The 15,664-nt window shown below is 71.5% G+C and carries 11 protein-coding genes; 5 read left to right on the forward strand and 6 right to left on the reverse strand.

Going from position 1 to position 15,664, the window contains the following annotated elements; translation table 11 throughout:
- Window positions 1-182: 182 nt before the first annotated feature.
- Complete coding sequence (locus tag JNB62_RS18835; RefSeq protein WP_220302422.1) at window positions 183-1,154, reverse strand: LacI family DNA-binding transcriptional regulator; 972 nt, start codon at window positions 1,152-1,154, stop codon at window positions 183-185.
- Between the two features lie 103 nt (window positions 1,155-1,257).
- Between JNB62_RS18835 and galT the strand changes: the two genes are divergently transcribed.
- The 3 genes from galT (at window position 1,258) to JNB62_RS18850 (ending at window position 4,732) form a co-directional block, all read left to right on the forward strand.
- Window positions 1,258-2,439, forward strand: coding sequence for a galactose-1-phosphate uridylyltransferase (gene galT, locus JNB62_RS18840; RefSeq protein WP_220302423.1), 1,182 nt, complete (start codon window positions 1,258-1,260; stop codon window positions 2,437-2,439).
- On the forward strand, window positions 2,436-3,650 hold the full coding sequence (gene galK, locus JNB62_RS18845) for a galactokinase (RefSeq protein ID WP_374451266.1): 1,215 nt from the start codon (window positions 2,436-2,438) through the stop codon (window positions 3,648-3,650). The genes galT and galK overlap by 4 nt, the downstream gene beginning before the upstream one ends.
- Window positions 3,651-3,889: 239 nt before the next feature.
- The gene (locus tag JNB62_RS18850; protein WP_220302424.1) at window positions 3,890-4,732 is read left to right on the forward strand and encodes an alpha/beta fold hydrolase; all 843 of its coding nucleotides are present in this window, start codon (window positions 3,890-3,892) and stop codon (window positions 4,730-4,732) included.
- Window positions 4,733-4,786: 54 nt separating this feature from the next.
- Here the strand turns inward: JNB62_RS18850 and JNB62_RS18855 are convergent, their stop codons facing one another.
- The 3 genes from JNB62_RS18855 to JNB62_RS18865 form a co-directional block, all read right to left on the reverse strand.
- A complete protein-coding gene (locus JNB62_RS18855; protein WP_220302425.1) occupies window positions 4,787-7,639 on the reverse strand; it encodes a lamin tail domain-containing protein in 2,853 nt (950 codons plus the stop codon).
- Window positions 7,640-7,877: 238 nt separating this feature from the next.
- Window positions 7,878-10,169 carry a glycoside hydrolase family 3 C-terminal domain-containing protein gene (locus tag JNB62_RS18860; RefSeq protein WP_220302426.1) on the reverse strand — a complete coding sequence of 764 codons (2,292 nt, stop codon included), beginning with the start codon at window positions 10,167-10,169 and terminating at the stop codon, window positions 7,878-7,880.
- Between the two features lie 85 nt (window positions 10,170-10,254).
- Entirely contained in the window at window positions 10,255-11,550 is a 1,296-nt protein-coding gene (locus JNB62_RS18865; protein ID WP_220302427.1) for an MFS transporter, read from the reverse strand.
- 108 nt (window positions 11,551-11,658) lie between these two features.
- Here JNB62_RS18865 and JNB62_RS18870 point away from each other — a divergent pair, with 108 nt between their 5' ends.
- Together JNB62_RS18870 and JNB62_RS18875 are read left to right on the forward strand one after the other, a co-directional pair.
- Entirely contained in the window at window positions 11,659-12,288 is a 630-nt protein-coding gene (locus JNB62_RS18870) for a TetR/AcrR family transcriptional regulator (RefSeq protein WP_220302428.1), read from the forward strand.
- Window positions 12,285-13,784 carry a carboxylesterase/lipase family protein gene (locus JNB62_RS18875; RefSeq protein ID WP_220302429.1) on the forward strand — a complete coding sequence of 500 codons (1,500 nt, stop codon included), beginning with the start codon at window positions 12,285-12,287 and terminating at the stop codon, window positions 13,782-13,784. The genes JNB62_RS18870 and JNB62_RS18875 overlap by 4 nt, the downstream gene beginning before the upstream one ends.
- A 79-nt stretch (window positions 13,785-13,863) precedes the next feature.
- Here JNB62_RS18875 and JNB62_RS18880 read toward each other — a convergent pair whose 3' ends face one another.
- Window positions 13,864-14,850 carry an LLM class F420-dependent oxidoreductase gene (locus tag JNB62_RS18880; RefSeq protein ID WP_220302430.1) on the reverse strand — a complete coding sequence of 329 codons (987 nt, stop codon included), beginning with the start codon at window positions 14,848-14,850 and terminating at the stop codon, window positions 13,864-13,866.
- 95 nt (window positions 14,851-14,945) lie between these two features.
- Window positions 14,946-15,664 (reverse strand): DNA-methyltransferase (locus tag JNB62_RS18885; RefSeq protein WP_220302431.1); only part of this gene is annotated, 719 nt, incomplete at its 5' end.

A 15,664-nucleotide genomic window follows, 5' to 3' on the forward strand; every position in this document is an offset into this window, starting at 1 on the left:
CTGCCCGACCCCGACGAGTCGCCACGAAACGCCAGTGCACCTCGCCGGTCCTGGCGACTCGCCAGAAACGCGCGCCGACAGGGGCCGGCGCACCGAACCCACCTGCCCGACCCCGACGAGTCGCCACAGAACGCCGCCGCGCCTCGCCGTTGCCGGCGACTCGCCAGAACCCGCGATCGGGCTCAGCGAGCCGGACCCGTGCTCTCGCGCACCACGAGCCGCGCGGCCACCGTCTCGAACGACGCCGGTGCGCCCGCCTCGATCGCCTCGACCAGCGCGGCGACCGCCCTGGCGCCCAGGGCGTCGAAGTCCTGGTGCACGGTCGTGAGCGGCGGGCGGTAGTCGGCGGCATCCGCGACATCGTCGAAGCCGACGACGCTCACGTCCGCGGGGATCTCGCGGCCGGCCTCGCCGATCCCACGCAGCAGGCCGAGCGCCATCTGGTCGTTCGCCGCGAACACCGCCGTCGCGCCTGCGCCGAGAAGCGCGGATGCCGCACCGTGCCCCGACGCCGACGTCCAGTCTCCGCGCACGAGGTCGGGCACCGGCGCTCCGATGCCGGTGAGCGCCGCGCGCCAGCCGCGCTCGCGCTCGGCGGCGGCGAACGAACCCTCGGGCCCGGCGAGGTGGTGCACCGTCGGGTGGCCGAGGCCGAGCAGGTGCCGGACGGCGGACTCCGCACCGCCGGCATGGTCGGTCTCGACGACGCCGAACCGGTCGTCGCGGGGTGAGTCCACGACCACGAGCCGCAGCCCCGCGGCACGCACGTCCGCGCCCCGCACGCGCGCGGTCGCCTCGTTGAGCACGATGGCGCCGTCCACGCCCTGGTCGCCGAGGCGTTCGAACGCCGCCGTGACGTCGCCGTCCGCCCCGAGCGTCACGACCGTGAGCGCGTAGCCGCGCGAGGCTGCGGCATCCGCCACCGCCTGCAGCATGCGCGAGTTGCCGACCGAGGCCAGGGTCGACACGACGAGCCCGAGGGTCTGGGTACGGCCGGTGCGCAGGGCGCGCGCAGCGCGGTGCGGCCGGTAGCCCAGCGCGGCCATGGCTGCCTCGACGCGGGCGCGCGTGTCGGGGTCGACGCGCGGACTGCCGTTGACGACGCGCGACACCGTCTGCCCCGAGACGCCGGCACGCGCGGCGACGTCCGCCATCGACACCCGTCCGCTGCCGCTCACCTGCTCACCCCGCCCGCGTCGCTCGGCGCACGCCACGCCGATGTTGACGCTAACATAGCCGACTTGCTAGCGTGTTGACGTGAACACACCTGAGTTCGGGACGGATGCCGTCACCCTCGGCGCCGGGGTCGTCAAGCGCCCGACGCGCCTGGCCGACGGGCGCGAGCTGATCTACTACGACGACCCCGACACGACTCTCGGGCCCGACCGGGCGATCGACGAACGCGAGCTCGCACCGCGCCCCGAGACGGCGACGATGCGCCGCGACGCGCTCACGGGCGACTGGGTGTCGATCGCCGCCGCTCGCCAGAACCGCGCGTTCCTGCCGCCCGCCGAGCTCGACCCGCTCGCACCGCAGACGCCCACGAACCCCTCCGAGATCCCGTCGGAGTACGACGTCGCGGTGTTCGAGAACAAGTCGCCCTCGTTCGGCCCCGCCCTCGCGGTCGCGCACGGCGACGCTCCGGCCGGCGTCGATTCCCCGCGCGACCTCGACGATCTCGTCGCGCCCGGCCTCGGTCGCACCCGCACGAGCGTCGGCCGCTGCGAGGTCGTGTGCTTCAGCCCCGAGCACTCCGGCTCGTTCGGATCGCTCACGCCGACCCGTGCCCGCACGGTGATCGAAGCGTGGGCCGACCGCACCGCCGCCCTGTCGGCGCTGCCGGGCATCGAGCAGGTGTTCCCGTTCGAGAACCGCGGCGAGGCGATCGGCGTCACGCTCCCCCACCCGCACGGGCAGATCTACGCCTACCCGTACATCACGCCGCGCACGACGAGCCTGCTGGCCTCCATCGACCGCGAGGGACCCGACCTGTTCGACCGCATCCTCGAGTTCGAGCGCGCCGGCGAGCGCGTCATCCTCGAGGGCGAGCACTGGACGGCGTTCGTGCCGTTCGCTGCGCACTGGCCGATCGAGATCCATCTGCTGCCTCACCGTCAGGTCGCGGACTTCGCCGAGACGACCGACGCCGAGCGCGACGAGCTCGCGCCGCTGTACCTTCGGCTGCTGCGCGGGGTCGACGCGCTCTACGACTCGCCCACGCCGTACATCGCGGCGTGGCACCAGGCTCCGGTCCACCGCGCGCGTGCCACCGCCCGCCTGCACCTGCAGCTGACGTCGCCGCGCCGCGCGGCCGACAAGCTCAAGTTCCTCGCCGGATCCGAGGCCGCCATGGGCGCCTGGATCGGCGACATCCCGCCCGAGGCGGCCGCCGCGAAGCTGCGCGAGGCCGTCGATTCCATCCCCGAGGAGACCCTGTGACCGCCGCCGAGACCCGCGCCCCCCAGGCGCACGACACGACTGGCACCGCACGCGCGCTGTTCGCCGAGCGCTTCGGCACCGAGCCGATCGGCACGTGGTCGTCGCCCGGCCGCGTCAACCTCATCGGCGAGCACACGGACTACAACGACGGCTTCGTGCTGCCGTTCGCGATCCAGCACCGCACGCACGTGGCGCTGGCGCCGCGCACCGACGGCGTGTTCCGCGTACGCGTCGCGTCGACGTTCGACGACGCGACGGCCGAGCTGCCGCTCGACGCGCTCGACGTCGTCTTCCCCGACCAGCGAGACGACGTTCCCGAATGGGCGCGGTACCCCCTGGGCGTGGCGTGGGCGCTGCTCGCGGCATCCGGAACCGATCCCGCCGACGTCGCAGGCGTCGACCTCGCCTTCGCGTCCGACGTGCCCGTCGGCGCCGGGCTGTCGTCGTCGGCCGCCATCGAGGGGGCGACCGCCGTCGCCCTCGCCGACACGTGGGACATCGAGCTCGACCGTGTGGCGCTCGCGAAGGTCGGCCGCCGCGCCGAGAACGAGGCCGTCGGCGCCCCCACCGGCATCATGGACCAGATGGCCTCGCTGCTCGGCCGGGCCGACGCCGCGATCTTCTTGGACTGCCGCTCACTCGAGGCCGTGGTCGTCGACCTGGGCTTCGCTGAGGCCGGCCTGGAGCTCGTCGTCATCGACACCGGCGTCAAGCACTCGCACGCGACCGGGGGCTACGGCGAGCGCCGCGCTGCGTGCGAGCGCGGTGCCGCAGCGCTCGGCGTGCCGGCCCTGCGGGACGTGAGCGTCGATGACCTGCCGCGCCTGGCCGAGCTCGTCGACGACGTCACGTTCCGCCGCGTGCGCCACGTCGTGACCGAGAACCAGCGCGTGCTCGACACGGTCCGCACCCTTCGTGAGCAGGGGCCGACCGCGATCGGCGACCTCCTCGTCGCCTCGCACACGTCGATGCGCGACGACTTCGAGATCTCGGTGCCCGAGCTCGACACCGCCGTCGAGGCCGCGCTGTCGGCCGGCGCGCTCGGCGCCCGCATGACCGGCGGCGGCTTCGGGGGCGCGGCCATCGCCCTGGTGGCGCACGACAAGGTCGCCGCGGTGCGGGATGCCGCCACCGCCGCCTTCGCCGACGCCGGGTTCGCGGCGCCGACGATCTTCACGGTCACCCCGTCGGCCGGCGCCGCCCGTGACTGATCGGGGTCGTCATCCGTTGACTTGGCGTATGTGTACGACACGCCAGGCGTGTCGCGTGCATATACGCCAAGTCAGCCGAGGGGTGGGTGGGGTGGACCGCGTCGTGAACGCTCGTTGACGCATCGCCACGCGGACTGGCGGTGAGGGATGCCGCGGCCTAGCGTCGAACGCAGGGCCGCCGCACTCGTGCCGAGCGAGGCACGGGACGAAGCATCCATCGCGGTCCGGAAGGAGCGATCGTGGCGTACATCACCGTCGGGACCGAGAACTCGGTCGACATCGACCTCTACTACACCGACCAGGGGCCGGCCGAGGCGCAGCCGGTCGTGCTGATCCACGGGTTCCCGCTGAACGGCGAGTCGTGGGGCAAGCAGCAGGCCGCGCTGCTGGCCGCCGGCTACCGCGTCATCGCGTACGACCGGCGCGGGTTCGGCGAATCCACCAAGGCGGGCGCGGGGTACGACTACGACACCTTCGCGGCCGACCTCCACGCCCTGATCGAGGACCTCGACCTGCACGACGCGATCCTCGTCGGCTTCTCGATGGGCACCGGCGAGATCGCCCGCTACCTCTCGCGCTACGGCTCGGGCCGCATCGCCAAGGCCGCGTTCCTCGGATCGCTCGAGCCGTACCTGCTCATCACCGACGACAACCCCGACGGCGCCGGACCGCAGGACTTCTTCGACGGCATCGCGCAGTCGGTGCGCGACGACCGCTACGCGTTCATCGCCGGGTTCTTCCACGACTTCTACAACCTCGACGACACGCTCGGCTCGCGCATCTCGCAGCAGGCGCTCGACGCGAGCGTGCAGGTCGCGAACCACGCCGGCAACACCGCGATCGCCGCCGCGCCGCTGACGTGGCCGACCGACTTCCGCGCCGACATCCCCGCGATCGACGTGCCGACGCTCATCCTCCACGGCACCGCAGACAACATCCTGCCCATCGACAAGACGGCCCGCCGCTTCAAGGATCTCGTGCCGGACGCCACCTACGTCGAACTCGAGGGCGCTCCGCACGGCCTGCTGTGGACCCACGGCGCCGAGGTCAACGAGGCGCTGCTGGCGTTCCTGAAGGACTGATTCCCACGGACGGATGCCCCGGCCCCGCGAAGCGGAGAGCCGGGGCATCCAGCGTCAGGCGTGCGCGCGTCGGCGGCGCAGCGCGACGGCGAGCGCGCCCGCGGCGATGAGCGCGGCCGCCAGGCCCGCCGTCGCGGCGATCGCCGCCCCGTCGCCACCGGTCGCGGCCAGCGCGGGCGGCACGGTGATCTCGGTCCAGCCGAGGATGTTCCCCGCGGCGTCCAGCACCACGAGGCTGTGGACGCCCGCATCGGTCCCGGCCGGGATGGTGACGGTCACCGTGCCGGCAGCCGAGACGACGTACTCCCCGAGCAGGATCGGCGTCGAGTGCAGCCACACCCACACCGACTGCCCCGCGTACTGCGTGCCGACGTAGAGGGTGATCGACTGGCCCGGCCGCGCCGAGTCCGGCCCGTCGACCGATCCGCGGGAGGCGTCGGTGAGCTGACCGGCCGACACCGGGCCGGGCGTGGCGGGCGCACCGCCCGGCTCACCGGGGTCACTCGGGCCGCCGGGCTCACCCGGGCCGCCGGGCTCGCCCGGGCCGCCGGTCGTCGGGCACGGGAGCGTGCCCGCCCGCAGCGAGTGTCCGTCGGTGTCGCCGTCGTCGGTCCACACGACCTCCTGGAAGCCGTCGACGCAGGTCGAAGCGGGCGCGACGGCCATGCCCTCGTTGTTGAGGTTCGGCATCCCGGCCGGTCGCGCGTAAGAGTGCGCGACCTCGAAGTCGCCGTCCACGACGGTCAACAGGTTGTACACCCCGCCGCAGCCGTCGTCGCACAGCGCCCACAGAGCCGAGCGATCCGCGTCGTAGGCGACGTCCATCGACCACGGCAGTCCCGAGCTCTCGACCTTCACCTCGACGGGCGCCGCGCCGGCGGCGAGCGAGAAGAAGTGCAGTGCACCCGTCGCCTCGACGGCGGTCACGAACAGGCCGGGCGTGGCGTGGTCGGCGGCCGAATACGCGACGCCGTCCACTTCCCAGCCGGATGCGACCAGGAACGCGTCGGGCACGTACGTGATGCCCTCCAGACCCAGGTTGGTGCCGGTCGTGACGAACCCGTTGACGTCCCACTCGTCGGCCGCCACGAGCTCGCTCGTGCCGGCGGTGACGTCGCTCACGTCGAAGCGGGCGATCATGTTGTGCGACGTGTCCTTCGCGCGACCGTTGTCACGCTCCGAGGTGATGTACGCGGCGCCGTCCGGGCCGATGGTGACGCCCTCGGCATCGAGCTCGCCGCCGCCGTCGGCGAAGCGCAGCGGAAGGCCGCCGTCCCAGTCGGGGAACACCTCGTAGACGCCGTCGACCTTGTGCATCTTGAAGAGGCGGCCCTTGTTCATGACGACCCACAGGATGCTCGCGTCGCTCGGGTCGAAGGCCGCGCCCGACACGTCGCCCTCGTCATTGGCGTCGAGGTCGGTGAAGGCGTCGACCGCGTCCACCACCGACACGGCGGCAGCCCCGGGCCAGGTCTCGGTCGACTGTCCCGGGCAGGCGTTGGCCGCACCCCAGGTCGCCGTCGGCGTCTCGACGTACGAGATGGTGCCGAAGACGTCGCAGCGGCTGTACGAGGCGATGCCGTCCTCGTACCAGGTGTGCGCGACGACGCTCGCCCCGTCCGCCGCGCGGATCGTCAGGGAGTCGGCGCTGTCGAGGCCGACGAGGCCATCGGCGACGTAGAACGCGCCGCCGGCGAGCACCGTACCGGCCGGAACGGTCGCGATCACCGTGCCGTCGGCGTCGAGCAGCTCCCAGCCGGCGATGTCGACGGGCTCTGCACCGGTGTTGAGCAGCTCGGCCTTGCCCGCGACGTTCGAGACCTCGTTGAGCACGACGGAGGTGTCGAGGCGACGCGACTTCGTCGCGCACGAGGCGGTGTTGTCGCGCCCGAAGCTGTTCGCGGTCACGCGCCAGAACTCGTCCGAGCCGTCGGGGCATGCGGCGAACGCGCGCGCGTCGGACTCGTAAGTGTCGGACACGCCGCCGTCGCCGTCGCCGTAGGCCTGCTCGTCGACGAGCTGACGCTCCGCAGCGGTGGCGCCAGGGCCGTAGAGCTTCACGGCGTCACCTTCTCCTGACAGGCCCTTCTTCGAGCTGAAGGCGACGTAGCCGCCGGCCGGGATCGTCCACGATGCCGCGGGCTCGAACGAGTCGCCTTCCCACACCTTGAGGTCCGCGAGGGTGAGGGGCGCAGCGCCGGTCGCCGCTCCGCTGTCGGTCTGGTACCAGCCCTCGAGCGTGACGTCGTGCGAACCGGTGTTGACCAGCTCGACGGCATCGCCGAAGCCGGGGTTGCCCTCGTCGTCGTCGTTGAGCGACGAGATCTCGTTGATCTCGATGTCGTCCCAGTTCGGGTCGAGCGCCGGAGGCGGGGTCACCGTGCACACGTTCGCCGCGCCCGGCGTCGGCGTCGTGACCTGGAAGGCGCCGGTGCCGTCGGCGCAGCGGCCCCACGTGGTGGCGTGGGTGTCTGCTGGCCACGTGGTCGTGTCGACCAGCGTCGCGGCGTCGGCGAGGTACAGGTTGGCCTCATCGCCCTTTCCGAGTCCGGCGGCCGTGTAGTCCACCTTCACGAAGCCGCCGGGCTGGATGGTCGTGCCGGCGGCGATCTGCTGAAGGTGCGAGGCGTCGGTGAGGCGGGCGTTGTCAGAGAGCAGCCAGCCCGAGACGTCGACGGCGTCGGAACCGGTGTTGGTCAGCTCGATCCAGTCCTCGGGGTTGGAGCTGACCTCGTTGATCTTGATCTGACCGGCACCCGCCGTGACCGCACCGTCGGAGACGGCCTCGTTGATCACGAGATCGGGCGGGGCAGCGGCCGAGGCCGGCTGGGCCACGAACACGGTGAGCGGGACGAAGCCGACGATCGCGGCCAGAGCGGCGCCGAGGGCGCGACGATGGGTCTGCACGGAGGGTTCCTCGCAAGTCTCGCCGGCCCCAGACCGGCAATCCGAATGGATCTCTGGAGCGTCACAGCGCCGGGCGAACACGCGGTGAACGACCTGCGAACGCATGCGGTACACCGGTCGACCGGCGCGCGGCCCGCGTACCGGCGGCGTCCGCAGCGAAGAAGGGCCGGCATCCCGCAGGATGCCGGCCCTCTCCGACGAATGTCCTCCCCCCGGGGGCGAGGACGCCGCGGGGCGGTCAGCTCTGCTGGGGCGCCCCGCCCGCGTTCGCCATCGCGATGAGGCCGTCGATCATCTCGGGACCGACGCCCGCCCCGTCGCCGGCCAGCGCGCCCATCATGCCGATGCGCCCGATCGGGAACGACTCCATCATCTTGGAGAAGTCCACGCCCTCGGGCATGATCGAGGCCGCGCTGTCCCCCATGCCGCCCATCATCTGCGTGATCGCCGACTGCACGATCGGACCGGCGACCGGATGCCGCAGCACCTCCCCCATCGACGACGAGCGCGTCAGCGGCAGCGTGAACGCGTCGCCATCGACCTCGACCTCTACGCTCGAGCGCAGGTCTCGGCTCGACGCGCCGACCGACACCGTGTACGAGCCGCCCTCGACGACCCAGCGGTCGGCGCGGATGTCCCAGTACGCGAGGTCCTTGCGACGCACGGTGAGCGTCACCGTCTGCGTCTCGCCCGGCTCCAGCGCCACCGACGCGAACGACTTGAGCTCGCGCGGTGCGCGCTGCACCTGCGACGACGTCAGACCGGTGTAGACCTGCACGACCTCGCGCCCGGCGCGATCACCCGTGTTGGTGACGGCAACGGTCACCTCGACATCGCCCGACGGTGACACCGAGGCCGCGGCATCCCCGTATTCGAACGTCGTGTACGACAGGCCGTGGCCGAACGGGAACGCCACGTCCATGCGCCGCGCGTCGTACCAGCGGTAGCCGACGAACAGGCCCTCGCCGTAGCGCACGTGCGAGAACTCGCCCGGGAAGTCCAGGAACGCCGGGGTGTCCTCCAGGCGGAGCGGGATCGTCTCGGTGAGCTTGCCCGACGGGTTCACCTCGCCGTACAGCACATCGGCGGTCGCGCCGCCGCCGGCCTGGCCGAGCAGCCAGCCCTCGAGGATCGCCGGCACGCGATCGGCGAAGGGCAGCGCCACGACGCCGCCGTTCGACAGCACGACCACGGTGTTCGGGTTGACGGCGAGCACGGCGTCGAGCAGCTCGAGCTGCGCGGCGGGCAGGTCGATGTCGTCGCGGTCGTAGCCCTCGGACTCCAACCGTGCCGGCAGGCCGAGGAAGACCACGGCGACCGACGCAGCGGACGCGGCGGCGACCGCCTCGTCCCGCAGCGCGGTCTCGTCGGCCTCCGACACCTCGAGCGCGTTGCTGAAGCCCTGCGCGTACGCCACGTCGCCGGTCGCGAGCGCCCGGATCTCGTCGAGCGCGTTGTCGAGCCGCGTCGGGTTGATCATCGACGAGCCGGCGCCCTGATAGCGAGGGGATGCCGCGAACTCGCCGATGACGGCGATCCGGGCATCGCGCGCCAGGGGCAGCACGCCTCCGTCGTTCTTCAGCAGCACGATCGAGCGGCCGGCCGCCTCGCGGGCGAGCGCGTGGTGCGCGTCGACGTCGAGCGGCCCGCTCACCGACCCCGCCCCGTCGGTGGCCTTGCGGACGAGGTCGAGCACGCGGCCCGCGGCGACATCGACCACCGACTCGTCGAGCGACCCGTCCGTGACGGCGGCGACGATCTGCGCGTCGGTGACACCGCCCGAGGACGGCATCTCGAGGTCCATCCCGGCGGCGAGCCCCGGGACGCGCTCGTTGACCGCGCCCCAGTCCGACACGACGAGGCCCTCGAAGCCCCACTCGTCGCGCAGCACCTGCGTCAGCAGCCACGGGTCCTCCGATGCGTACACGCCGTTGATGCGGTTGTACGAGCACATGACGGTCCAGGGCTGCGCGTCCTCCACGACCCGCTGGAACCCGCGCAGGTAGATCTCGCGCAGCGGCCGCGGATCGACATCCGACGACGCGCGCATGCGGTCGTTCTCCTGGTTGTTCGCCGCGAAGTGCTTGAGCGACGTGCCCACGCCCTTCGACTGGATGCCCTTCACGATGGCCGCGCCGAGCACGCCCGACACGATCGGGTCCTCCGAGAGGTACTCGAAGTTGCGCCCGCACAGCGGCGAGCGCTTGATGTTGATGCCGGGGCCGAGCAGCACCGCGACGTTCTCGATCGACGTCTCGGTGCCGAGCGCCTCGCCCACGCGGTGGATGAGGTCGACGTCCCACGACGAGCCGAGGCCGACCGCGGGCGGGAAGCAGGTGGCGGGCACACTGTCGCCGATGCCGAGGTGGTCGCCGCCCTCGCGCTGCTTGCGCAGACCGTGCGGGCCGTCGGTCACCATGATCGCCGGAACGCCCACGCGCTCGACGGGCTTGGTGTACCAGAAGCTCGCGCCGCTGGTCAGCGACGCCTTCTCTTCGAGGGTCAGTTCCGTGACATCGGGGATGCTCATCGGGTTCCTTTCATCGGGGGACGGTGAGGAAGGTGGATGCCGGTGCCCCCGGCATCCCCCATCATCGAGGTCGAGGCGGCCCACGTCATCGGACGGCCTTGATGGGCCACACGGCGAAAGCACCCAGGATTCCGAGGACGATCGCGACGGGGAACAGCGCCGAATAGCCGAGTGCGAGGACGATGGCGCCCGCCACACCGGGAGCAAGCGTCTGCGGGAGCGTGGCCGCGATGTTCACGACGCCGAGGTCCTTGGCGAACGACTTCGCCGACGGCAGCACTTCGCTCATGAGCGCCTGGTCGACCGCTTGGAACATGCCGAACCCGAAACCGGCGATGAAGGTCATGATCATCCACGACGTGATGTCGGGCCAGATCCACGGCAGGAGGAAGCCGAGGCTCACGACGGCAGCCGAGCCGAAGACGAACGGCTTGCGGCGCCCGACCCTATCGGACAGCGGTCCCGAGACGATGGTCGAGACGATGATGCCGACGAGGCTCAGAAGTCCCAGGAGCGGGATGACCTCGCCCGGCTTGTCGATGCCGAAGTAGTTGATGAGCAGCAGGTACTGGTAGCCGGTGACGGCGAAGTACCCGGTGTAGAGCAGCAGACGTCCGGTGAAGGCCCAGAAGAAGTCGGGGTGCTTGATCGGGCTGACCCAGAAGGTGCCGAGGAACTCCTTGAGATTGAAAGGCTCGGGCTCGAGCTTGGTGCTGGCGTAGTCGGGGTTGAAGACCACGAACAGCGTGAGCACCACGAGGGCGAACACGGCGAAGGTGACGTAGCCGGCGGCGATGCTGCCGAGGAAGAACGAACCCAGGATCTGACCGCCCAGCGCGCCGACCATCAACCCGATGCCAGAGAGAGCGGCGAACGTGCCGCGACGCTTGAGCGGAACCCGGTCGGGCATGACGGCGCTCAGCGGCCCCTGCGCGAAGTTGTAGCAGATCTGCACGAGGGTCCACGCGATCACGAAGCCCCACAGCGAGTCGGCGAAGGCGAGCCCGATGAGAGCGAGCGCGCCGGCGAGGGCGCCGAGCACGATCCACGGCGCTCGACGTCCGAAGCGCGAGCGGGTGCGGTCCGAGATCTGGCCCGCGATCGGCTGCGCGACCATGGCGCCGAACGCACCGATCGTCGAGATGATGGCGAGATTGGCGACCATGGTGTCGCCGTCGCCGTAGAGCTGTCTCGCCTGTTCCTGCATCAGGATGCCGGGCACGGCGCCCCAGATGAGGAAGATGCCGAGGTTGGCGGGGATGATCCACCACATCAGCCTCCTCAGACCCTTGACGGGCGCGGGCGGGTCGTCGATGCCGGAGGCGTTCTCGACGAACGTGTTGGTGGTCATCGGGGCGATGGGTTCAGACGGCGCTGTCATGGACGGGTCCTTGCTTCGGGTGGCGGGCGCTCCTCATCGAGCGCCTCGAGACAAAACCATATGTCACTAGGTTTTGAGAAATCAAGCGTTGTTCGGTTTACTTCTCGTATGGCAGAAAGCCGCAAGGGGCGACGAGGCTCCTACGCCAAGGGTGTGGCCAAGCGCGAAGAGATCCTCACGCGCGCGCTCGACGTGATCGCCCGCGAGGGCTACCGCGGCGCCTCCGTGAAAGAGCTGGCGGATGCCGTGGGCCTCAGTCAGGCAGGGCTGCTCCACTACTTCGACAGCAAGGAGGAGCTCTTCACCGAGATCCTCCGCAAGCGCGACGAGCTCGACTCCGTCGGCATGACGGGAGACGCCGACCCGTCACACGCGATCACGCCTGACGTGGCGGCGATCCGTGACGGCTACCTCGGCATCGTGCGCCACAACGCGGACGTGCCGGGTCTCGTGCACCTGTTCGCCCGGCTCTCGGTGGACGCCGCCGACCCTGAACATGCGGCACACGCCTACTTCGTGCGGCGCGGCGCCGAGCTGCGCAAGGTCTTCGCCGCGGCGATCGCGACGGGGCAGGCCGCGGGCGAGATCGACGACCGCATCGATCCCGACACGATCGCCCGCCTCTTCCAGGCGGTCGCGGACGGAATGCAGGTGCAGTGGATGCTGGAGCCCGAGGTCGACATGGCCGCCACCGTGGGCGCCCTCTTCGCGCTGCTGACCCCGAGGAACGCATCATGACCGACACCACCACCCTCCGTTACGCGGAAGCCGATACCGTCACGGGCCGCGTCCGGGGCTTCTGGCGCGGCGAGCCCGGAGCCGGCGGCAGCGCCGCGTTCCTCGGCATCCCGTTCGCCCAGCCGCCCGTCGGCGACCTGCGATTCGCAGCGCCCGTTCCCGCCCAGCCGTGGCAGGGCGTCCGAGACGCGCTGGAGTACGGCGCGACGGCGCAGCGCGGCGACCCGGGTGTGACGCTCATCCCCGAGCCGTCGGTGCCGGGCGACGCGACGCTCAACGTCAACGTGTTCACGCCCGTGCCCGGTGAGACGCGTGCCGCACTCCCGGTGCTCGTCTGGATCCACGGCGGCGGCTACTTCGCCGGCTCCCCCGCCTCGCCCTGGTACGACGGGCGCGCGTTCAACCGCGACGGCGTCGTGACCGTGTCGATCTCGTACCGGCTCGGCTTCGACGGGTTCGGGTGGATCGAGGACGCCCCATCGAACCGCGGCGTGCGCGACTGGCTGCTGGCCCTGGAGTGGGTGCAGGCCAACATCGCGCAGTTCGGCGGCGACCCGTCGCGCGTCACGATCGCGGGCCAGTCCGCCGGCGGCGGGGCGGTGCTGACGCTGCTCGGGATGCCGGCGGCCCAGCACCTGTTCCACTCGGCGTGGGCGCTGTCTGCGGCCACCGCCGACGTCGCGTCCGCCACGTGGCAGCGGATCGGACGCGACATCGCGGCACGCCTCGGCGTCGCGCCGACCCGGGCGGGTCTGTCGGCCGTGCCCGAGGAGAGGATCGTCGAGGCGCAGAAGGCGGCGACCGAGGTGTCGGGGTCGGACGGCGTCACGAAGCTGCTCGACGACGGCCTCACGCTCGGCCCGTCGATCGACGGGGACCTGATCACCCGCCCGACGCTCGAGTCGATCGCCGCCGGTGTGGGCGCTGACAAGCCGCTCGTGCTCGGTGCCACCGAGGACGAGTTCTCGATGATCGTGTCGGGAGCCGCGAGCAAGCTGCGCTGGATCCCGCTGGCGGTCCTGCTGGGCAAGGCGGGCCTGAAGGGCGGGACGCGCACCGCGTACCTCGCCGCCAACCGCGACGTCGTGGCACGCGGCCACGCCGCCGCGCTCGGCCGGTATGTCACGGACCGCATGTTCCGCACCGCCGTCGTCAAGACCGCGACCGCCCGGGGCACCGCCCCGACGTGGGTGTACCGCTACGCCTTCCGCTCGACGCAGCCGGGAATGACGCACGACATGGCCGTGCACTGCATCGACGTCCCGTTCTGGTTCGACTGCCTGGACTCGGTGCGCGTCGAGCCCCTCACGGGTCCCAACCCGCCGCAGTCCCTCGCCGACCAGACCCATGGCGCGGCGGCGAGCTTCGTGGTGGACGGCGACCCCGGCTGGCCCGCGTGGTCGTCCGCCCCCGGCACGACGCGGGTCTTCGGCGGCGCCCCCGGCACGCCGGCGGTCGATCCCGACGGCTACGCCCCGGTGGCCCCGCTGCTCTGAGCCGGGAACCGCGAAAGGATATGTCTCCGCCCGCACTGCGGCGCGGAGACATATCCTCTCGCGAATCCCGTCGGCGGGATCAGCCGAGCGCGGGGATGACCTCGCGCTCGAACAGCTCCACGCCCGAGAGGTCGTACGCCGCCTCGGGGAAGTAGTGGATGCTGTAGCCCAGGCCGTGCTGGGCGCGCTCCGCGAGCCGCTCGGCGATCTGCTCGGGCGTGCCGAAGCCGGGCGACGACAGGTAGTCCTGCTCGATGTGGGCGGCGCGCTCGTCGCCGACGTGCGGGCGCAGGCGCTCGACCACGACCGCCAGCCGATCGCGCGCCTCGGCCTCGGTGGCGCCCACGATGGTGTTGAAGTTGGACGAGCGCGTGATCGACGCGAAGTCGCGACCCAGGGCGTCGCAGTGTCCGCGCAGCACGTCGCTCTTGTGGTCGAACTCCTCCAGCGACCCGGCGAAGTTCGTGTACGACGCGTACTGCGCCGCGATCTTGAGCGTCACCTTCTCGCCGCCGCCGGCGATCCAGAACGGGATGCCGCCGTCCTGAAGAGGGAGCGGCTGCACGATGGCACCGTCGACCTGGAAGTGACGGCCGTCGAGCGTCGCCCGGCCGGTGGTCCAGGCCTGGTTCATGATGTCGACGCCCTCACGCAGCATGCGCAGGCGGTCGGCGACGGGCGGGAAGCCGTAGCCGTACGCGCGCCACTCGTGCTCGTACCAGCCGCCGCCGATGCCCATCTCGGTGCGCCCGCCCGACACGATGTCGACCGTCGCGGCGACCTTGGCGAGATAAGCGGGGTTGCGGTAGCCCATGCACGTGCACATCTGGCCGAGGCGGATCTTCGACGTCGAGGCGGCGAAGGCCGCCATGAGCGTCCACGCCTCGTGCGTCGCCTCGTCGGAGTGCACCGGCGTCGTGTGGAAGTGGTCGTAGACCCACAGCGACTCCCACGGCCCGGCGTCGGCGCGCTGCGCGAGCCCGTTCATCACCTCCCAGTGCTGAGCGGGGTCGATGCCGACGAGATCGAATCGCCAGCCTTGGGGGATGAAGGTTCCGAAGCGCATGATCCTCAGCCTACGGCGGCGAGGGATGCCGCAGCCCACCACCGCGGAGGCTCGACGGCCGCGCGGCGCAGGGGTATATTCCGCGGTCCCGGGCGTCAGTCGCCGATGACGCGGGCGTGCGGCATCCTCTGCCGCATCACGGCGATGGCCTCGGGGTTGTGGTCGACGAGCACCGCGTCGCGGCCGAGAGCCGACGCGACCGCGCCGGTGGTGCCGCTGCCGGCGAAGAAGTCGAGCACGCGGTCGCCCGGGCGCGACGACGCCTGCACGATGCGGCGCAGGACGCCCTCGGGCTTCTGCGTCGGGTAGCCGGTCTTCTCGCGGCCCGTGGTCGGCACGATCGTGTGCCACCACACGTCGGTGGGCAGCTTGCCGCGCTCCGCCTTCTCGGGCGTGACGAGCCCCGGCGCCATGTAGGGCTCGCGGTCGACGGCATCCGAGTCGAACCAGTACGCCTTGGGGTCCTTGACGTACACGAGGATCGTGTCGTGCTTGGTCGGCCAGCGCTTGCGCGTCTTGGCGCCGTAGTCGTACGCCCAGATGAGCTCGTTGAGAAAGCGGTCGCGGCCGACGAGCGCGTCCAGGAGCACCTTGGCGTAGTGCGCCTCGCGGTAGTCGAGGTGCAGGTACAGCGTGCCGTCGTCGGCGAGCAGCCGCCACGCCTCGAGCAGCCGCGGCTCGAGGAACCCCCAGTAGTCGTCGAACGTGTCGTCGTACGCGCGCAGGTCGCCGCGGATGCGCTCGTACTCCCGCCCATGGAACCCGCGCCGTACGACGCCCGCGCCCACCGCCCCATCGCCCACCGCCCAGTCGC

The organism is Microbacterium jejuense (genome assembly GCF_019511665.1).
Lineage (GTDB): Bacteria > Actinomycetota > Actinomycetes > Actinomycetales > Microbacteriaceae > Microbacterium > Microbacterium jejuense_A.

Coding starts and splice junctions, on each gene's coding strand:
- JNB62_RS18835 (WP_220302422.1), bottom strand. CDS start 1,154: ATGGCGGACGTCGCCGCGCGTGCCGGCGTCTCGGGGCAGACGGTGTCG.
- JNB62_RS18860 (WP_220302426.1), bottom strand. CDS start 10,169: ATGAGCATCCCCGATGTCACGGAACTGACCCTCGAAGAGAAGGCGTCG.
- JNB62_RS18865 (WP_220302427.1), bottom strand. CDS start 11,550: ATGACAGCGCCGTCTGAACCCATCGCCCCGATGACCACCAACACGTTC.
- JNB62_RS18870 (WP_220302428.1), top strand. CDS start 11,659: ATGGCAGAAAGCCGCAAGGGGCGACGAGGCTCCTACGCCAAGGGTGTG.
- JNB62_RS18875 (WP_220302429.1), top strand. CDS start 12,285: ATGACCGACACCACCACCCTCCGTTACGCGGAAGCCGATACCGTCACG.
- JNB62_RS18880 (WP_220302430.1), bottom strand. CDS start 14,850: ATGCGCTTCGGAACCTTCATCCCCCAAGGCTGGCGATTCGATCTCGTC.